Raw genomic sequence first — 19,871 nt, forward strand, 5'->3', positions numbered from 1 at the left:
GTGTCCTGATGGGCCTTCGCTTCATTTTCATGCTCACGCGCAACGACCGCACGGTCAGTGACGCAATGGAGCAGTTGCGGACGGCGCTGGCGCTCGGCGTCCGGCATATCGGCTTCAAGGATATCGGCTTGCCGCTCGACCGGCTGAAAGACCTGAAGACCGCGATCAAGGCGGGCGGCGCGACCTCCTATCTCGAGGTGGTTTCGCTCGATCGCGACAGCGAGATCGCCTCGGCGAAAGCCGCTGTCGCGATCGGCATCGACATTCTGCTCGGCGGCACCAGGGTCGACGAGGTGCTGCCGCTCCTTGCCGGCACGACGATCCAGTACTGCCCGTTCCCCGGCAGGATTTCAGGACACCCCAGCGTTCTCGAGGGGACGATCGACGAGATCGTCGCCAGCGCGCGGGCGCTTGCCGCGCGCGAGGGCGTGCACGGGCTCGATCTGCTGGCCTATCGCTCGCATGAGAACGTGCCGGCGCTGATCGCGGCCGTCTGTGGCGCGGTGTCCAAGCCCGTCTATGTCGCGGGATCGATCGACACGCCCGGCCAGATCGCCGCGCTGAAGCAGGCCGGGGCGGCCGGCTTCACCATCGGCACGGCTGCGTTGGACGGCAAATACCCCGCCGACGGCACAGATGTGCCGCGCCAGCTGGCGACGATCATCCGCGATGTCGCGAAGCTCAACCGGCACATCTCGCCGTTTCACAAGGACAACCTGACACACGCTTTCGGGCGATCGTCCGACCGATTATTTTCCGACGGAGGATTGTCCGACAGCTGGCCCCCGCGCCTCGCCACAGGCGTCAACAATCCGCGGATCAGGCTGGCGAAATTCGAGGGCGAGGCCGGCTGGCATTTCAACAGCGGGGAGGACGAGGTCTTCTTCGTCCATAAGGGCCGGCTTTTGATGAAATTCCGCGACCGCGACGAGGTCATCGAAGAAGGCGAGTTCATCGTCGTGCCGCGCGGCGTCGAACGCTGCCCGGCCGCGCTGGACACGCGCTGCGAGGTCGTCATGCTCGAGATCGACGCGACGCGACGCGACAGCCAAGGCGGCAAGGAACAACGCGCCTGAAGCTTGCGCCCGGGCGCAGGCTTCAGCTCAGTTTCTGATTCAACGGGATCGGAAACTGATTCAGATATTTGTTATAATGTCTTGTTTTAGCATGTTTTCTTCACGCGAACCGGTGCACGCTTCGCTCGAAATTGCTCTCATTTGCCGGTTCACGACGCCGTGCCAGATCAGGCTCCGGCCCTGTGCCTTCCGTTCAATGAAGCCGGTAGCAGAAGGCAGGCCAGCACGCCGCACATCGACGCGACAGCGGCAAAGCCGAAGGGCCAGACGAAGCCGGCAGCGGCAAGGTCGAACGGCGCAAGCGCGCCAAGCGCGGCGACGCCCATCGCGAAACCGGCCTGTCTCGCGATGACGGTGACGGCCGATGCCATGCCGCTGGCCTCCGGCGGCGCAAGCGCCAGCACGGCCCCGGACAATTGCGGATGCGACAGGGCGGCCCCCGTGCCGATCAGCATCATCCCGGCGAAGGCCCATGCGAGCGCCAGCACCGTTGCTTGCGTGAGCGCCGCTGCGGCCAGGGCGCATCCGCCGAGCGCGAGCAGCGTCAGCGCCGCCGCGAACAGCCGCCGCCAGCCCAGCCGGGATGCGAGGTAACCGCCAAAGGGCGGGATGACGAGCATGGGGAGGGTCGCGGCCATGAGCCCGAGCCCCGCCGACCTGGCCGTCCAGCCAAAGGCCGCGCCCAGGAAAAGGGGCAGGTAGACGAGGACGGCCCAATATCCCGCCGAGACGGCCAGCAGCAAGGCGGCGACGCCGGCCATCGGGCGGCTCGCGAAAACGGCCGGATCGAGCATCGGCCGCGGCTGCCGCCGTTGCCGGACCGCGAACAACGCGGCAAGCCCGGCCCCCGCCGCGAGCCCGATCGCCATGCGGATCAGCGAATGGCGGGCCTCCAGAATGGCAGCGATCACCAGCCCCAGCGCCAGGGTCAGGATGACGACCCCGAGCCAGTCCAGCGGCTTGCCCGTGTCGTCGCGCATCTCGGCCACGATACGCGGCACCACAAGCGCGATCAGGACGCAGAACGGCAGATTGACCAGGAAGATCCAGCGCCATCCCAGCCCGGAGCTGATCATGCCGCCCAGGCTCGGCCCCAGCGCCATGGCGACCCCGGAAACGACGCCGACGATGCCGAAGGCGCGGGCCCGCGCTCCCGGTGCCGGAAACGCGGAGGCGATCAAGGCGAAAGCCCCGGTCACGAGAAAGGCCGCGCCGCCGCCCTGGGCCGCGCGAGCCAGGAGGAAGAGCGGACTATTCCACGCAAGGCCACAGGCCAGGGACGCCAGGAGGAACCAGGCATTCCCGATGATGAGCGTCCGCCGCCGGCCGAAGCGGTCAGCCAGGGCGCCGGCCACGAGCAAGGTCGCGGTAAAGGCGATGCTGTAGGCATCGACGATCCAGGCCAAACCACCCACAGGGACGCCGAGATCCGTCCCGATTGCCGGCATGACGACCACGACCGAGGTCACGTCGAAATTCGCCAGGAAGGCGCCAAGGCCGAGCGTGGCCGCGGTCAGCCGGCTACGGGCATTCCAGACATCGTCTTCCAGAAGGTGCTGCATGGCTCCGGCATGGCGTGTCCGGCCAGCCCACGGCAAATGAGCATTGCTCCGCACGGCATGAAGCTGTTTCATGCGGTATGCGTTCCATCTCAGCCCAGATGCCGCCCTTCGCGGGCCTGCTCACTTTCGAGGCTGTGCTAAGGCTCGGCAGCATGACGCTCGCCGCCGATGAACTCGGCCTGACGCAGAGCGCCGTCAGTCACCGGATACGGGCGTTGGAGCGCTTCTTCGGCGTCCCCCTGCTTGAACGGCTCAATCCCGGCCTGCGCGCGACCGAGGCAGGCCTGCGGCTCGCCCGCGAGCTCGCTCCGCTGCTGGGCACGATCGCGGGCATGCGACGCCGGATCGCCGACCAGCGGGGGCCGCGGGTCTTCCGGCTCGGCCTCAGCCCGTCGCTGCTGGCTTGGTGGCTGTCGCCCCGCCTGCCCTCTCTCTGCAATGCCTTTCCAGACCTGTCCATCGAGGTTTGCACCTGGGACACGGCGGCCGAGGCCGCGCGCACCGAGGTCGACCTTGCCCTGCTGTGGCTGCCGCAGGCTGGCAAAATGCAGGCTGACACGATGCAGGTCGACACGACGGAAGACGCCCGCGAGCTGCCTTTCCCGTCCGAGAGCGTCTTCCCGGTCGTCGCACCGAGGCTGCTGGGGAGCGTCGGCCCGAGTCAGGATTGGCGGGCGCTGCCACTGCTGGCGAAAGGACGCCGAGGCGAGGAGACGGAGCGGGAATGGTCCTGGGCGACCTGGCTGCGGAAAGGTCCCGGTCATGAAACGTTGCGCTTCCGTGATATCGGCAGCTCCCTCCAGGCAGCGCTGGATGGCAACGGCGTCGCTCTGGCGCGTTCGCTGCTCGTCGCCGATGCCTTGCGTCAGCAACGCCTGGTGCGCCTGCCCGGGCTGGGCGAGGCACATGCCTGCTCCAACAGGCAGGTCGCCCGGTGGCGGGATCCCCACGACCGGACGGCCGAGAGCATGGCGGCCTGGCTCGTGTCGTCAGCGGGACAGGACATGGCCGATGAAGGCAGGTCGACTGGGGAAGGCATGTCCACAGGTGCAGGCATGGCGACAGGTGAAGGCATGGCGGCTGGCGCGCCGTGATTCAGCAGCCGGCGGCGAAGCGACGCCATGTCTGCCGTCCGCCGATCGCGGTCACCCCGGTTATGGGTTCACGGCCTGCCCCTCGGGGTACCGATCCTTGCGAACAGTGCGCCTCGCGCTGTGCCGGATTTGCGACAGCGTGCCGGCCGAAAGCCTTGTGAACGCAGGTTAATTACCTCGCCCGCATAGGGCCGTATTCCCCTAGGTAAGCAAAGATCCCCCGACAACCCGGCGCACCCCACCATTCGCAGCCGGCGGCAGCGGCCGGGCGAGCAACTCGCTCACACGCGCCCTCACCTGTTCAACGGCCTTGTCCTTGATCGGGCCATAGCCGCGGATATCCATCGGCGCCCTGGCGATCTCGGCTGCCCCCGCCGGCCCCTGCTGCGGCAGGCGCTCCAGCAGCTGCGCGACGATCCCTTCGTACCAGCCGATCAGGCCCCGCTCCATCCTGCGCTCAGTGGTATAGCCGAACAGGTCGAAGGCGGTGCCCCGCAGCCGCTTGAAGCGAGCCAGCACCCGCAGCGGCGTCTGGATCCATTGGCCGAACTGGCGCTTGAGCGGCCTGCCCCGGGCATCCCTGCCGCTCGCGAGCAGAGGCGGCGCGAGGTGGTAGTTCACGGAGAAGTCGCCTTCGAACTCGCGCTTCAGCTCGTCGAGAAACCCGCTCTGCATGTGCAGCCGCGCGACCTCGTATTCGTCCTTGTACGACATCAGCTTGAAGAGCGAGCGCGCCACCGCCTCGGTCAGTATGGTGGAATTGAAGGGCGCCTCCGCAACCCGGACACGCTCGACGGCGTCGCGGTAGCGTCGCGACCAGGCCTCGTCCTGATAGCCGATGAGAAATTCGGCGCGGCGCGCGATCACCTCGTCGAGCGTCTCGGGGCCGACCGCTTCCTCCCTGCCATTGAAGTCCGGATCGGCGAAGGCCAGGCGCCCCGCCGCGAAGGCCTGCCGGTTCTTCTCGACCGAGACCCCGTTGAGTGCGATGGCGCGGTCGAGCGCGGCATGCGAAACCGGCACCAGCCCTTGCTGCCAGGCATGCCCGAGCATGATGACATTGGCGAAGACGGCGTCGCCGAAAAGCTTTTCCGCCATGGCGTTGGCATCGAAAGCGCTGACGTTTCCGGCTCCCGCCACGGTCTCGATTTCACGCAGCCGACGGCGCGAGGCGAGATCGGCATCGCGGAAGCGGACGATGTCGCCGGTCGGCATCTCGGCGAGATTGACGACCGCTCGCATGCCGCGCCGATAGGTCGCCGACGCCTTCGGCGAGGAGGACACGACGATGTCGCAGCCGATCAAGGCGTCAGCCGCGCCGTTGCCGATCCGGACCTGGTTGATGGCTGATGGCGTATCGGCCAGGCGGATGAAGGACAGGACCGGGCCGAACTTCTGCGCGAAGCCGGTGAAATCGAGCACCGAGCTGCCCTTGCCCTCGAGATGGGCCGCCATCGCGATCAGCGCGCCGATCGTGACGACGCCGGTGCCGCCAACGCCGGTGACCAGAAGATCGAACGGCTTGTAGAGCGACATTGGTGCCGGCGCCGGGAGGACGGCGGCACGAGCCACGAAATCGTCTTCGGTCACGGCCTTCTTGCGCCGCGTGGCGCCTTCGACCGTGACGAAGCTCGGGCAGAAGCCGTTCAGGCAGGAGAAATCCTTGTTGCAGTTCGAGAGGTTGATCTTGCGCTTGCGCCCGAACGGCGTCTCCTTCGGCTCGACGCTCAGGCAGTTCGACTCGACCGAACAATCGCCGCAGCCTTCGCAGACGAGATCGTTGATGTAGGCGAAGCGCTTTGGGTCCTCCATCGTGCCACGCTTGCGGCGGCGACGCTTTTCGGTGGCGCAGGCCTGCTCATAGATCAGCACCGAGACGCCCTTCACGTCGCGAAGTTCGCGCTGCACGGCGTCGAGCTCGCGGCGGTGGTGAATGGTGATGCCGGCGGGCAGGTCGCGGCTTGAGAATTTCTCGGGCTGGTCCGACACCAGCGCGAGACGCTCGACACCTTCGGCGCGGACCTCCTGCGCGATCGCCTGCACGCTGATCGGCCCGTCGACCGGCTGGCCCCCGGTCATCGCCACCGCATCATTGTAGAGGATCTTGTAGGTGATGTTGGCTTTGGCCGCGATCGCCTGGCGGATCGCCATCGACCCGGAATGGTAATAGGTCCCCTCGCCGAGGTTCTGGAAGATGTGCCCCTTGCCGGTGAACAGCGACGAGGCCGCCCAGTTCACACCCTCGCCCCCCATCTGGATCAGCGAGGTCGTCTCTCGGTCCATCCAGCTCGCCATGAAATGGCAGCCGATGCCTGCCAGCGCCTTGGAGCCTTCCGGCACCTTGGTCGAGCTGTTGTGCGGGCAGCCCGAGCAGAAATAGGGCGTGCGCGTCGCGCCCGGCACCTGGATGAGGCGGTCGGCTTCGGGCACCAGGCTCGCCGCCCGCTCGGACAGGCGCAGATCGGGAAACAGCGCATCCAGGCGCCGCGCGACGATCGGCGCCAGCATGATCGGCGACAATTCGCCGATCCAGGAGATCAACCGGTTGCCGTCCTCGTCGCGCTTGCCGACCATGGCGTGGGGCTTATGGCCGGGATAGTCGTAGAAATACTCCTTGAGCTGGCTTTCGATGATGCCGCGCTTTTCCTCGACGACGAGGATTTCAGTCTTGCCGCGCACGAAATCGAGCGCATCGCGGCGCGCCAGCGGCCAGACCATCCCGACCTTGTAGATGTCGATTCCAAGTTTTCGGCAGACCGCCTCATCGACGCCCAGCAGGCGCAGCGCCTCCATCAGGTCGAGATGGCCTTTGCCGGTGGTGACGATGCCGAAACTGGCGTCGGGGATGTCATAGATGCGGCGGTCGATCGGATTGGCCTCGGCGAAGGCGAACACGGCCATCTTCTTGGCCTCCATCCGCTCCTCGATCTGCGGACCGGGCAAATCGGGCCAGCGATAATGCAGGCCGGTTGCGGGCGGCGTGTAGGCGGGCTCGTTGAAATCGCGCGGCGGCGAAATCTCGACCGATTGGCCGCTTTCGACGGTTTCCGAGATCGCCTTGAAACCGACCCACATGCCGGAATAGCGCGAGAGCGCGTAGCCATATTCGCCGAAAGCCAGGTACTCGCCGATCGAGGCCGGATTCAGCGTCGGCATGAACCAGGCCATGAAGGCGACGTCGGACTGATGCGGCATGGAGGACGACACGCAGCCATGGTCGTCGCCTGCCACGACGAGAACGCCGCCATGCGGCGAGGAGCCATAGGCGTTGCCGTGCTTCAGCGCATCGCCGGCGCGGTCGACGCCCGGCCCCTTGCCGTACCACATCGCAAAGACGCCCTCGACCTGCTTGTCGGGGTTGGTCTCGACCTGCTGCGAGCCGAGCACGGCGGTCGCGGCAAGGTCCTCGTTCACCGCCGGCAGAAACGCGATCTTGTGTTGCGCGATCAGGTCCTCGGCGCGCCACAACTCCAGATCGACACCGCCGAGCGGCGAACCGCGATAGCCGGAAATGAAGCCTGCCGTGTCGAGGCCGCAGGCCTTGTCGCGCCGTGCCTGGTCGAGCGCGATGCGCACCAGCGCCTGCGTTCCGGTCATGAAGACGCGGCCGGAGCCCTTCGCATAACGGTCGCCAAGCGCGTAGTCGCCAACCGGGACATCGTAAGCCATGAGCGAAACCTCCCGCATATTATCGTTGCGGTCGATTCAACCAGCTCTCTCCGGAAAGTCCTGTCTTACTGTGTAGGTTTTGCCTGTAATTCGGTCTATCCTACCGGAAATTATCGTGACGCCGGTGGAAATTTCCAGAATGGCAAAGATCGAGCTTGGCCCCCAGGACAGCAGGCTGCTGCAGATTCTGCAGTCCGATGCGCGCGTCTCCAATCAGGATCTGGCTGATCAGGCCGGCATGTCCGCGTCCGCTTGCTGGCGCAGGGTACGGATGCTGGAAGAGGCCGGCGTGATCGCTGGCTACATGGCGATCGTCGACGCCGAGAGGGCGGGGTTTGGCTTCAGCGCGATCGTGCATGTGACGCTGCTGCGCCACGAAGCCGACCACGTGTCCAATTTCATCGCACGCATCGCCCAACAGCCCGAAGTGGTGGAATGTTTCTCGACCACGGGCGAGGCGGACTATCACTTGCGCGTCGTCTGCCGCGACAAGGACGACTACAACGTCTTTCTTGAGCAGTTTCTCTTTCGCCTGCCGGGCATCGCCCATGTGCGCACCAATCTGGTGCTGAAGGAGATCAAGCTGCACGGCAAGATTCCGGCCTAGAGCATTTTCGAGCGAAGCGGACACCGGTTCGCGTGAAGAAAATGCGATAAAACAAGGAGGTAGAGTATTTCCGCATTTCGGAGAAACGCGGAAATACTCTAGGGAGATGGTGCGGCCACCGCGAGGTTGTCATGCATCAGCACACGAATTCGAGCCCTTGAGGGGCGCGCGGGCGACACCAGAATCGTCACAAATTGTCGCGCGTTGCGAGAAGGAAGGCCAGAAAGACGGGATGCGGCGCGCTCGTCGTGGGGGCCAGTTCGGGGTGACCCTGGAGGCCCAGGAAGAAGGGATGCCCGGGCCATTCGACGGCATCGACGACGCGGCCGGCGAAGCTGGTCGCGCTGACGACGAGACCCGCCTCCTGCAGATCGCGACGCAGCGACGGGGCCAGATGGAAACGATGGTTGCAGCGCACGCGCATCGTCTGCGTTCCCATCAAGGCGGCGAGACGCGTGCCCGCTACGAGATCGACATTTGCATCGCCGGTGCGATGTTCGGGCAGGGTCGCAGGCCCATCGGCCGTGATGTCCCCCGCCATGGCGACGAAGCTCTTGGTTCGCGCCTCGGGATCGGCCTCGGCGAGATTGACCATGCCATCCCCCAAAACACTCTGCGCGAAAGCGGTCGTCATGGTCTGCATGCCCAGGCATAGGCCGAGCACCGGAACGCCGCGAGCCAGGGCAAATCGCGCCGCACGGATCTGGCCGGGGACATTGCCCATGTCCGAACCGCCCGGCAGGAGAATGCCCGCGGCATCCTCGTATAGCGCTGCATCGCTGTCCCGCGGATCGATGAAACGGATGGCGATCGCGAGATCGAGGGCCGCAATGGCGTCCTGCAGCGAGGCGAGCGCAGCCGGGTAGACGTTGCGATGGTCGTGCTCGCGCCCGACGAGACAGATTGAACGGGAGGGCTGGGTGGGCCAGGCCTGGACAGGTGCTGCTTCCGCCTCCTCCGGCGCTGCGATCTCCTCATCGATCGGAATGCCGGCCTGCAGCGCGCCTTCGCGCAGCAAGCGGCCGTCCTGCCCGAAGCTGGGATGGATCGGCACCACGACATCGGCCTGGCGCGCTTCGGACAGGATTTCCGGAACGCTCGCCGCCGCCGCGATCGGGCGCCCCAGGATGCGCTCGGCGAAATAGAGCCCGCTCGGCCCGAGGCCGCCGGCGGCATGGACATATTGCTCGGCGTCGGGATGCGCCGCGAGATTAAACATCGCGGGCAGATGCATGAAGCCCGCGCCGCGCCGGAGCGCCGCGACCGCTGCCGCTGCTCCGAACCGGGCCGGACGAGCCGTGTGGTCGATCACGAGATGCAGGGTCACGGCGTCCCCATGGTGCAAAGCGGGCGGTCGATACGGATCAAGCCACTTCTTGGTTCAAGCCTCTTCTTGGTTCAAGCCACTTGCAGCAGCGCCCTGTCGATGGTGCCGAGCACGCGGTGGCCGGTTTGCGTCACCACGATCGTCTCGCTGACGCCGACGGTAAAGCGGCCATAGATGCGCAGCGCCGGCGGCAGGTGGAACGCCATGCCGGGCTGGAGCTCGGTCTTGACGCCCTTGTTCAGGTTGAGGATCGCGCCTTCGCCCCAATCAGGCGCAAAGGAGATGCCGACGCTGTAGCCGAGGCGCTTGCGGAAGGCGTCGGTGTAGCCGGCCTTGTCGATCACGGCCTGGCAGGCGAGATGGGGCACCTCGCAGGCGACGCCAGGCCGGATTTCGTCCAAGGCGGCGGCAAGGGCGTCCTGGCAGGCCTTCATCATGTCGCTCGCCACCGCGGGCGGCGCACCGAGCCAGGCCGAGCGCATCAGCGCGGCGTGGTAGCGGTCATGGCAGGCGGCCATTTCGAGGAAGGCCGGGTCGCCCGCCTCGATGCGGCGGCGCTTCCAGGTGCCATGTGGCACGCCCGAGCGCGGGCCCGACGAGACCAGCGGCTCCATGCCCATATATTCCGAGCCGGCCGCGATCGCCGCGCCCATCATCGCCGCCACGAGATCGTTCTCGGTCGCGCCGACCTTCACGGCGGCCAGGCCCGCCTTCATCCCGGCATCGACATAAGCTGCGGCATAGTCGAGCTTCTCCAGCTCCAGCGGCGACTTGATGGCGCGCAGCGCCTCGACGACACCAGCCGCATCGCCAATAGTGCCGAGCTCGGCCTGGAGCGCTTCATAGACGGCGATCGGCAGGAACCAGCCGCGCTTGTCGATGGCGACGCGCTTGCCGGCGAGGCCCTTGTCGCGGATCACCTTGGTCAGGAAGCCGACCGGATCCTCGCCATCCTGGTAGATGGCGGCGTCCGCGATGAAGGTGTTGGCGATGAAGTTGAAATATTCGAGCTGCCGGATGACGAAGACGGGATCGCCCTCGACCGGCAGCACCAGCGCCTGGAAAGTGTAGTAGCCCGGCGTCTGCTGCCCGGTGAGATAGAAGATGTTCTCGGGCCCGGTGACGACCATCACATCGAGCTCGGCCGCGGCGAGGCGCTGGCGCGCCCTGGCGACGCGGCCGTCATATTCGCTCTTCGGAAAGGCCGATTCCGAACCCTGTACGACGCTGCCGATATCCATCGCTCAATTCTCCCAGAGTGTCTCTGTGCGCTCGCGCGCGAAGGAAAGGCCGAGGCCAGGCAGCGCCGGAGTGGACACCAGGCCATCCGCATAGACGAGGCCGGGCGCCGGATCGTTGCTCAGGCCGTCGGCGCCGTAGAGCTCGGCGAAACGCGGCTGCGTGGCGACGCACAGATGCAGCGCGGCGGCGGTGGCGAGGCCGCCCTCGTTCATCTGCCCGATCATGCAGGGAACGCCGGCCACGGCCAGCGCCCGGGCGGCGCGCAAAGCAGGCGCGAGGCCGCCGAGCTTCACCAGCTTCAGATGCGCCATCAGCCTGTGGCCGCCAGCGGCCAGGCGCATCGCGTCATCCTCTCCCCTGACGCTTTCGTCGAGCATGATCGGGATCGGACTGGCCTCGGCGAGCCGCGCCAGCACATCGAAGCCAACCGGCGCGACCGGTTGCTCGACATAGGCGAGATCGAACGGCGCCAGCGCTTCAAGCCGCGCCGGCGCATCCGCCAGGCTCCAGGCCGCATTCGCATCGACCGCGATCTTGACGCCGACGCCGAAGCGCTCACGCAGGCTGCGGATGCGGGCGAGATCCTCAGTGAAATCGGCCGCGCCGATGCGCACCTTCAGATCCCTGAAGCCGCGCCCGACATAGGCCTGCGCCTGGCGCAGGAAGGTCGCATCATCCGATATGAACAGGGTCTGGTTGGTCGCATAGCTGACCGGCCCGGCCTCGGGCTTGCCCGGTTCTGACTTGCCCAGGAACGCCGCCAGCGGCTGGCCGGCGCGTTTGGCGGCGAGATCGTGCAGGGCGAGATCGACCAGCATGCGCAGCGGCGCAGCGGCGCGCGACAGCAGCGGCGGCGGCGCCGCCAGCAGCGTCTCGGGGGCGGGCGTCAGGTCGAGGTGCGGCAGCAGCGCGAGCGCCTCAGCGGCGACATCCTCCGCGGCGAGCCCGTTGAGATAGGCGATGTTGATCCGGACCTCGCCTGTGGCCGTGATGCCGTCTGCGTCCTGCAAAGCGAGATAGAGCGTGTCGAGGCCCGCGACCGGCCCCGACGAGGCCGTGTGCAGCAGCAGGCCGCCGCCATAGCTCAGCATCGCCCGGTGCAGGGACAGGCGCATCGGCTTTCCCCCTCAACCCGACAGCATCGCGACGGCGACGTCGCGATAGATCAGGCTCGCGGTCACGAACTCGTCGACCGGCACGAACTCGTCGGCCTTGTGCGCGACGGAGAGCGAGCCTGGACCGATCACGACGCCCTCGGCCCCCGTCGCCCGGAAATGCACGAGGTCGCAACCGCCCTGGAAGCCGAACGGTCCCGGCTCGGCGATGCCGTGGCGGCGCGCCGCCGCGAGGCTGCGTTGCACGATCGGCCGCTCGGGGGCGGTCTCGGTGGCACCGCCCGTGGTGGCTTTCCACTCCAGGATATCGGCGCGCAGGCCGAAACGCGCATGGGCCTGTTTCAGCAGCATCGCGATCTCCGCCTTGACCCCATCCTCGTCCTCGCCCGGCACCAGCCGCCGGTCGAGCAGCAGGTCGCAGGCGCCGGGCAAGACATTGTCGGCATGGCCGCCATGGATGCGCGTCACGGTGAGGCTCGCCTCGCCGACGAGCGGGTGGGTGCGGCGTCGGACATTCGCCTCATGCTCCTCGGCGACCATGGCGAGAAGCTGCCCGGCGCGCAGGACGGCGTTCTCGCCCAGATGCGGCGTGCCCGAATGGGCCGGAACGCCGTGGACGCGTACGAGCGGGCGCAGGCTGCCCTTATGGGCGCTGTAGATCGTGTTGGAGGTCGGCTCGCCGACCACGGCGACATCGATCTTCGGCCGCTTGGCGGCATAGTGCTTCGCACCCTCGCTGGCGATCTCCTCATCGGCGACGAAGATGGCGAGCAGCGTGCCCGACCAGCTCTGACGCGTCGCGGCCAGCATGCGCACGGCCTCCAGCATGGCCGCGAGCGGACCCTTGCAGTCGCAGGCGCCGCGCCCGTAGAGGCGCCCCTCCGCCTCGCGCAGGACGAAGGGATCGCTCGTCCAGCCTTCGCCGGCGGGCACGACGTCCATATGCGTGTTGAAGGCGAAGACCGGCCCCGGCCCGTTGAGAAGGCGCGCCTCCACATTGACGCGGCCGGGCATGTATTCGTCGAGCGTCACGTCGAGGCCGATCTCGCGTAGCCGCGCCGCGACATAACCGGCCGCCTCCAGCTCGCGCCCGGGCGGGTTTTCCGTGCGGATGGCGATGAGTTCGGCGAGCTCGCGCTTCATGCGGGACGCGTCGGGGGAGGTTGTCATGGCGTGTCTCGAAACCGGCAGGTCGGAGGTTAGTGCAGGATCTGGTCGAGGAATTGCCGCGCCCGCGCATTCACGGTCCCGCCGAAGAAATCCGCGCTCTTGGCGATCGCGACGATCTGCCCGGCTTCCATGAAGACGATGCGGTCGGCGGCGCGCTTGGCGAAGCCCATCTCATGGGTGACGACGATGCTGGTCATGCCCTCGGCCGACAGCTCCGCCATGACGTCGAGCACCTCGCGGATCATTTCCGGGTCCAGCGCCGAGGTGGGCTCGTCGTAAAGCATCACGGCCGGCTTCATCGCGAGCGCCCGTGCGATGGCGACGCGCTGCTGTTGCCCGCCGGACAATTCGTCGGGGTAGCTGTCGGTCTTGTCGGGGATGCGGACCTTCCTGAGCAGCCCGAGCGCAATGTCATGGGCATCGTGGCGCGACAGGCCGAGAACCTTCATCGGTGCGAGCATGATGTTCTCGACGGCGCTCAGATGCTGGAACAGCTCGAAATTCTGGAACACCATGCCGATCTCCTGCCGGATCAGCGGTGCCGCTCTCAGATCCCTCCCGATATCCTGGCCCTTGAAGAAGATGTTGCCGCGGTCGGGCGGCTCCAGCAGGTTCACGCAGCGCAGCAGGGTCGATTTGCCGGAGCCCGACGGCCCGATCAGCACGACGGTCTCCTTCTCCTGAACCTCCAGGGAGCAGGTCTTCAGCGCCTGGAGCTGGCCGAAGCTCTTCTCGATACCGATCAGTTCAAGCAGCGGGCGTTGCGCGGTCATGATGGCCTCCCGCGACCCTGACAGAATACGTGCGTCTGGAATGCTTGCTTCAGGAATACTTGCCTCAGGAATGCTTGCCTCATCGGATGTCAGCCGCCGCAGTCAGGCGCTCGCCGAGCGGCTTGGCCTGCCTTCGTGCACGGGCCCGCTTGGGGTCCAGCGCCTGCTCGAGCCAGGCCTGGCCCGCCATGAAGATGGTCGTGAGCACGAGATAGTAGATGCCGGCGGCCGACAGGGCCTCGAAATAGCGGAAATTGGCGCTCGCGGTCTGGTTCGCGATCAAAAGCAGCTCCTCCACCGCCACGACGGAGACGAGCGCGCTCGTCTTCAGCATTCCGATCATCTGGTTGCCGACCGGCGGAAGGATGATGCGCAGCGCTTGCGGCAGCACGACGTGACGCATGACGCCGGCGCGCGTCATGCCGAGCGCAAGGCCGGCCGTGCGCTGGCCCCTGGTCACCGATTTGATGCCGGACCGCAGGATCTCCGCCATATAGGCGCCCTCGTTCAGCGAAAGCGCGATCACCGCCGACATGAAGGCCGACAGGCGAATGCCGAAGCCGGGCAGGACATTGTAGATGAAGATGATCTGGAACAGCACGGGCGTGCCGCGGAACAGCCAGAGATAGAACAGCGCGATGACGCGCAGAAGCGTCAGCCGCGCCTCTTGAAGCAGGGCGACGACCAGCCCTGCCAGGATGCCGAAAAACAGGGACGTCACGGTGATGAGCAGCGTCATCATCGCGCCGTGAAAGAAGATCGGCGACAGCACGTAATCGAGGACGAGCTGAAAGGACATCAGGACACTCGGCCGTGCTTGGTTCTGAGCGACCGCTTGGAACCTCCGCGAGCCCTCATCCTGAGGAGCCATTTCCTCGGAAATGGCGTATCGAAGGATACTCCAGGAGGTTCGGGAACCGTCTGGATCATCCTTCGAGACGCCGCTTCGCGGCTCCTCAGGATGAGGGCTGGACGTTCCAAAACGGCTCTGAGGTCTCGCATGGTTCTGAGATCTCGGCTACGCGGCGACATCATTGGCGGCCTCGTCAGGCGAGGCCGCCAGTCTTCCGGCACTCAGTTGAAGATGGAGACCGAGGCCGGCAGCTTCCACTTCGCCAGCAGGCCCTTATAGGTTCCGTCCGCGACGACCTCCGCGATGGCCGCCTTGAGCGAGGCCTGCATCGCTTCATCGCCCTTGCGGGTGGCGATGCCGATCGAGGTGTTCGACTCGAACTCCGCCCCGACCGTCTCGAAGATCCCGGGCAGCTCGTCGAGCACCTTCGCCGCGCCCGGCGTCGAGTCGTAGACCGCGTCCGCTCGCCCCTGACGCAGGTTCAGCCAGGAATCCTGCGCGGTCGGAAAGGTCTTCACATCGACGCTCTTGAGGCCCTTGTCCTTGCAGTTCTTGTCATCGGCGCGAGCCTGACTCTCCTGGATGCCGCCGAGCGTGACGGCGATGGTCTTGCCGCAGAGCGTCTCGTTGCGGCCGGTGATCTTGGCGGCATTGCCGGCCTGGACCACCACCATGTTGCCGATCTTCATGTAAGGCACGAAATCGACCTGCTCGGCCCGCGCCGGGTTCATGTACATCGCCGAATTGATGATATCGAGCCGCCCGCCCTGCAGCGCGGGAATGAGGCCCTTGAACTCCATGTTCATCGGCGCCGGCTTGGCCTTCAGCTTCTGGCTGATCGCCTCGACGAAATCGATATCGAAGCCGGTGAGCTTGCCATCCTTCTGGAACTCGAAGGGCGCAAATGTCGCCGCGACGCCATAGGTCAGCGCGCCGGCCTCGACGACGCCGCTCTTGGGCAGCTCGGCGGCCATGGCGGCGTGCGCCAACCCCAATGGCACTATGAATGCTGAAGCGAGTTTTCGAAGCATGCCATTCCCCTCGTCGCGAACAGATTGCTCTATTGGTCAGCAACAATACAAGCCGGAACCGGAAAGGAGTCAACGCAGCCCCCGCGCGGCCCTTGATCAAATACCGGGCACGCACTGGCCAAATCCGCGCCGAAATCCGCTTGCGGCCCGGGCGATGTGAAGGCGAGGCTCGTATTTTTGCGGCCGTCTGCTCAGCGGCGGCGCCACTGCGCTTGCCCAAAACCGCCACCCCATTGTATCGATTGTTTGAAAGCGTTCGATCGATGCGATCAGATGGGGACAGGATGGCCCGCGGTTCGAGCCAGCGGCGGCACAAGCTCGCCAATCAAATTCTCGATGTCGTCCGCGAGGCGCGCTTTGAACCCGGACACCATCTGCGCGAGCAAGCGCTCGGCGACCTGCTTCAGGTTTCGCGGACGCCGATCCGCTCGGCGCTGCAGCTTCTCGCCGAGCGCGGCATCCTCGAAGCGCGCCGCAACCACGGCTATTTCCTCCTGGCGCGTCCTGAAGAGCTCTACCGGCTCGAGCTGGAGGTGCCCTCGACATCCGATCAGGATCTGTATGCGCTCATCGTGCAGGATCGCCTGGTCGGGCGACTGCCGGTGACCTTCATTCAAAGCGACATCGCGCGACGTTATGAGGTCGACCGCGCCGCGCTCCAGCGGACGCTGCTGCGCCTGCTCGACGACGGCCTCATCCATCGCAATACCGGGCGCGGCTGGAGCTTCGTGCCGACATTGGACACCAAGATCGGCATGCACGGCAGCTATGCCTTCCGCAGCATTATCGAGCCCGCCATCCTGCTGCTGCAGGACTTCCGGGCGGATGCGGCCATGATCGAGCGCAGCCGCCTGCAGCACCTCTATCTCGTGGCCCATCCCGCGATCGAAACGGTGGACCGGGCCCAGCTGTTCGAGACGGATGCCCAGTTCCACGAGATGCTGGCGGAATTCGGCGGCAACCCGTTCTTCCTCCAGGCCATCCAGCAGCAGAACCGCATGCGGCGGCTTCTCGAATTCGGCGGCTATGTCAATCGCCGCCGGGTCAAGGACTGGTGCCGCGAGCACCTGGCCATTCTCGACGCGGTCAGTGCCGGCGCCCGCGAGAAGGCGGCCCAGATGATGGGCGAGCATCTGAAAAACGCCTTCGCGGCGGTCCCGAACTTCAGCCTCGAGGATCGCAGCTCCAACCCGGCGAAACCGCGCGCCTGACAATAGTGGCGAGTTCGTCGCGGGACGACGACCATGCCGAGCCGCTGAAGGAGCTTCGGCGGCTCTGGCGGCTGGCGCATCAAGGCTATGCGCCGTTTCAAACGGCCCTGCCCTCCCGCGCGAAGCCGGCAGGTGTCACGGATCGGGACGCCGTCTATCGGATGTGCGCCGAATATGCCGAGGCCTGGAACGCCCGGCACCCGGAATAGCCGTCGATCATGGCCCCTGCCGGCGTCCATTGCCCGCCCCGGCACGGACCGGGCCGGATGCGACCGGTCGCCGCGATGAGACTTGCGCCATCACAGGGGTTGGCGACGACTGGCGCGGAATCTGATCGAGGCGCACCTGCATGACGTCAGCGCTTAAACCACGTCACAGCCTGAATAACGTCAGCGACTTTCGCCTGCAATTTTAGCGTTCCTTGGCACGATGTCGTTCTCTTTCTGTCCTATATCACCGGCCTGATCGTCACAATTGCGCAGGCGCCATGTACCGAACACTGATGTGCTTGACGGATGAGCATGCCGCCTGGGTGCTGCCCTTGTCGGCGCTGGTGTGCTGGGTGTCATGCCATGCGGCGTTCGGCCTGCTCAAACAGGCCCGCGAAAGCACGGGCTGGGCCACCGCCATCTGGCTCGCCGCCACGGGCGCTGCGGCCGGCGCAGGCATCTGGAGCACGCATTTCATCGCCATGCTCGGCTACGAGCCGCCGCTCGCCATCGGCTATGATCTGCGCCTGACGCTGGCCTCGCTGGGCGTCGCCATGGCGACCGCTTTTTGCGCCGCGAGCCTGATCCGGGGCACTGCCGGCCCCGTCGCGATTGTCACCAGCAGCATCGTGCTGACCGCTGGCATCGCCGCAATGCATTTCACCGGAATGGCGGGCGTTCGCATTCCCGGCCGCTTCATCTGGGACGAGGCGCTCGTCGCGGCGGCGCTCGCCGGCGCTGCCGTGCTGACCTGCGCCGCGCTGTTCGTGTTCACCCGCCGCCCGACCCGCTACCCCCGTGCCGTTGCCACGACGCTTCTGACTGGGGCCATCGGCTCCTTGCACTTCGTGTCGATGGCCGCAATGCAAGCGATACCAGACCCCTCGATCGCCGCTCCCGAGGGTGGGCTGGCGCGCGGGGCGCTGGCGGCGGGCATCGCGGCGGTGATGCTGACGACCCTGGCGTTCTCCGCACTCACCCTGTTCGCCGACCGCCTCAGGCGAGCCAACCATGCCCTCGCAGCGCATGGCGCGGCATTGCGCGTGAGCGAGGAACGCCTGGCGCGAGCCCTGGATGCGGGAAGCGACGGCCTGTGGGACTGGAATATCGCGACCGGCCAGGCCTGGTACTCCGACCGCTGGCTGACGATGCTGGGCTATGCGCCTGGAGAACTCGAGGGTCTTGTCAGGACCTGGCAAGGCCTGCTCCATCCACAAGACGAGCCCAAGGCCCTGGAGCTCCTGCAGGCGCATTTCGACGGCCGCTCACCGGTCTATGAGTGCGAGTATCGGCTGCGCCGCAAGGACGGCAGCTGGGGCTGGGTGCTCGCGCGCGGAAAGGTCGTGGAGCGCGACGCCCAGGGCCTGCCCCAGCGCATCGTCGGGACGCATATCGACATCGAAGCGCGCAAGCTCGCCGAACAGCAGATTGCCCATATGGCGCGGCATGACGGGCTGACCGGCCTGACCAATCGGACCTGCTTCTACGAGCTGTTGCGCCTCGCCTTGCAGGAGGTCGCCCATGACGGCGGCACTTGTGCGGTGATGTGCCTGGACCTCGACCGCTTCAAGAGCGTCAATGACACGGTCGGTCACATGGCCGGCGATGAACTGTTGAAGCGTGTCGCCGGTAGGCTCGCCGAGCGCATGCATCCAGCCGACACCGTGGCGCGCATGGGTGGCGACGAGTTTGCTGTTCTGGTCAGGAGTGACCCGAGCGATGCGTTTCTGCGCCGCCTGGCCGAGGAGCTGATTTCCGTCGTGGGCAAGCCGTTCTCCTTCGGCGGACAGGCCATCGAGGTCGGCCTCAGCATCGGGATCGCGCGGGCGCCGCAGCACGGTCTGGCCGAAACGCTTCTGTTCAGCCGGGCCGATCTCGCGCTGTACCAGGCGAAGGCCGAGGGTCGTAATTGCTATCGCATTTTCGACGCGGCGATGGACGAGGCGATCACGCGGCGACGCGAACTCGAGCGCGATCTCAGGACCGGGCTCGCGGAGGGCGGGCTGGAACTCCACTATCAGCCGCAGGTGAAGGCCAGCACCTGCGAGCTCCTGGGTTTCGAGGCGCTCGCGCGTTGGCGACATCCGGTGCGCGGCCTCATACCGCCAGGCGAGTTCATCCCGCTGGCCGAGGAGACCGGTCTCATCTCCGCGCTCGGGGAATGGGTCTTGCGGACCGCCTGCAGCGAGGCGGCGCGCTGGATCCGGCCTCTCAAGGTCGCGGTCAACCTGTCGCCTCGCGAGTTCCAGCAGAGCGACCTTCCCGAGCGCATCTTCGCAATCCTGGCCGAGACCGGCCTGTCGCCGAGCCGCCTGGAGATCGAAATCACGGAGACGGCGATCTTCGCCGATATGAGCCGCGCGCTCTCGATCCTGCGGCGGCTGAAGGCGCTGGGCATCAGCATCGCGATGGATGATTTCGGAACGGGCTACGCGTCGCTTGCGACCTTGCAGGCCTTCCCCTTCGACAAGATCAAGATCGACCGGTCTTTCGTCGGGCAGGTCGAAACCAGCCCGCAGGCGGCGGTGATCGTCCGCGCCGTCCTGGGATTGGGACGCAGCCTGGGCATCGGCGTCGTGGCGGAGGGGGTCGAGACCGCCGGCCAGATGCGCTTCCTGGTCGGCGAAAACTGCGAGGAGCTGCAAGGCTATCTGTTCGGCAAACCCCAGCCGATCGAAAGCTTCGCAGAGGCCATGGGCGGCCGGCAGGCCTCCGGTCTCGCGAGGGCGCCGGCTCGCCAGCCCGCCGCGCGCATGGCCTTCGCCTCGTAAGCTGCCGGCAGGTCGGCTGACGAGCCAGCCCCGGTCGCCTGTCGCAGCGCTGTGATATATTTGCTGCTTTGTAAACGCTCTGTTCGTTGTGTTGCCGATGCGACCTTGAGCGAAAGGTCGAATCCCGGGACTCTTGCAACCTGGGGTGTTGCATTTCGCCC

At 66.3% G+C, this 19,871-nt stretch carries 14 protein-coding genes; 5 read left to right on the forward strand and 9 right to left on the reverse strand.

The window, feature by feature from the left end; genetic code table 11:
- The first annotated feature begins 29 nt into the window (after positions 1-29).
- Positions 30-1,076 (forward strand): cupin domain-containing protein, encoded by a 1,047-nt coding sequence (locus RMR04_RS19195; protein WP_311909926.1) that lies wholly within the window; start codon positions 30-32, stop codon positions 1,074-1,076.
- Positions 1,077-1,243: 167 nt separating this feature from the next.
- Here the strand turns inward: RMR04_RS19195 and RMR04_RS19200 are convergent, their stop codons facing one another.
- The gene (locus tag RMR04_RS19200) at positions 1,244-2,638 is read right to left on the reverse strand and encodes an MFS transporter (protein ID WP_311909927.1); all 1,395 of its coding nucleotides are present in this window, start codon (positions 2,636-2,638) and stop codon (positions 1,244-1,246) included.
- Between the two features lie 98 nt (positions 2,639-2,736).
- Between RMR04_RS19200 and RMR04_RS19205 the strand changes: the two genes are divergently transcribed.
- Positions 2,737-3,732 (forward strand): LysR family transcriptional regulator, encoded by a 996-nt coding sequence (locus tag RMR04_RS19205; protein WP_311909928.1) that lies wholly within the window; start codon positions 2,737-2,739, stop codon positions 3,730-3,732.
- A gap of 201 nt (positions 3,733-3,933) precedes the next feature.
- Here RMR04_RS19205 and RMR04_RS19210 read toward each other — a convergent pair whose 3' ends face one another.
- On the reverse strand, positions 3,934-7,401 hold the full coding sequence (locus tag RMR04_RS19210) for an indolepyruvate ferredoxin oxidoreductase family protein (RefSeq protein WP_311909929.1): 3,468 nt from the start codon (positions 7,399-7,401) through the stop codon (positions 3,934-3,936).
- A 139-nt stretch (positions 7,402-7,540) separates the two neighbouring features.
- On the opposite strand from RMR04_RS19210, the gene RMR04_RS19215 reads away from it, so the two are divergent.
- Positions 7,541-8,008 carry an Lrp/AsnC family transcriptional regulator gene (locus tag RMR04_RS19215; protein ID WP_311915885.1) on the forward strand — a complete coding sequence of 156 codons (468 nt, stop codon included), beginning with the start codon at positions 7,541-7,543 and terminating at the stop codon, positions 8,006-8,008.
- 187 nt (positions 8,009-8,195) lie between these two features.
- Here RMR04_RS19215 and RMR04_RS19220 read toward each other — a convergent pair whose 3' ends face one another.
- The 7 genes from RMR04_RS19220 to RMR04_RS19250 all read right to left on the reverse strand — a co-directional run bounded on the left by RMR04_RS19220 (position 8,196) and on the right by RMR04_RS19250 (position 15,462).
- Positions 8,196-9,335 (reverse strand): glutamine amidotransferase-related protein, encoded by a 1,140-nt coding sequence (locus RMR04_RS19220; RefSeq protein WP_311909930.1) that lies wholly within the window; start codon positions 9,333-9,335, stop codon positions 8,196-8,198.
- A 71-nt stretch (positions 9,336-9,406) separates the two neighbouring features.
- The gene (locus RMR04_RS19225) at positions 9,407-10,576 is read right to left on the reverse strand and encodes a M24 family metallopeptidase (RefSeq protein WP_311909931.1); all 1,170 of its coding nucleotides are present in this window, start codon (positions 10,574-10,576) and stop codon (positions 9,407-9,409) included.
- Positions 10,577-10,579: 3 nt separating this feature from the next.
- Positions 10,580-11,692: a mandelate racemase/muconate lactonizing enzyme family protein gene (locus RMR04_RS19230; protein WP_311909932.1), complete on the reverse strand. Its 1,113-nt coding sequence runs from the start codon at positions 11,690-11,692 to the stop codon at positions 10,580-10,582.
- Between the two features lie 12 nt (positions 11,693-11,704).
- On the reverse strand, positions 11,705-12,862 hold the full coding sequence (locus RMR04_RS19235; protein ID WP_311909933.1) for a M20 family metallopeptidase: 1,158 nt from the start codon (positions 12,860-12,862) through the stop codon (positions 11,705-11,707).
- Positions 12,863-12,891: 29 nt separating this feature from the next.
- Positions 12,892-13,635 (reverse strand): amino acid ABC transporter ATP-binding protein, encoded by a 744-nt coding sequence (locus RMR04_RS19240; protein WP_311909934.1) that lies wholly within the window; start codon positions 13,633-13,635, stop codon positions 12,892-12,894.
- 79 nt (positions 13,636-13,714) lie between these two features.
- Positions 13,715-14,434: an amino acid ABC transporter permease gene (locus RMR04_RS19245; protein ID WP_311909935.1), complete on the reverse strand. Its 720-nt coding sequence runs from the start codon at positions 14,432-14,434 to the stop codon at positions 13,715-13,717.
- A gap of 275 nt (positions 14,435-14,709) precedes the next feature.
- Positions 14,710-15,462 carry an ABC transporter substrate-binding protein gene (locus RMR04_RS19250; RefSeq protein ID WP_311909936.1) on the reverse strand — a complete coding sequence of 251 codons (753 nt, stop codon included), beginning with the start codon at positions 15,460-15,462 and terminating at the stop codon, positions 14,710-14,712.
- A 32-nt stretch (positions 15,463-15,494) separates the two neighbouring features.
- Between RMR04_RS19250 and RMR04_RS19255 the strand changes: the two genes are divergently transcribed.
- Together RMR04_RS19255 and RMR04_RS19260 are read left to right on the forward strand one after the other, a co-directional pair.
- Positions 15,495-16,730, forward strand: coding sequence for a GntR family transcriptional regulator (locus RMR04_RS19255; protein ID WP_311909937.1), 1,236 nt, complete (start codon positions 15,495-15,497; stop codon positions 16,728-16,730).
- Between the two features lie 502 nt (positions 16,731-17,232).
- Entirely contained in the window at positions 17,233-19,710 is a 2,478-nt protein-coding gene (locus RMR04_RS19260) for a bifunctional diguanylate cyclase/phosphodiesterase (RefSeq protein WP_311909938.1), read from the forward strand.
- Positions 19,711-19,871 lie beyond the last annotated feature (161 nt).

The organism is Bosea sp. 685, from assembly GCF_031884435.1.
Classification (GTDB): Bacteria; Pseudomonadota; Alphaproteobacteria; order Rhizobiales; family Beijerinckiaceae; genus Allobosea.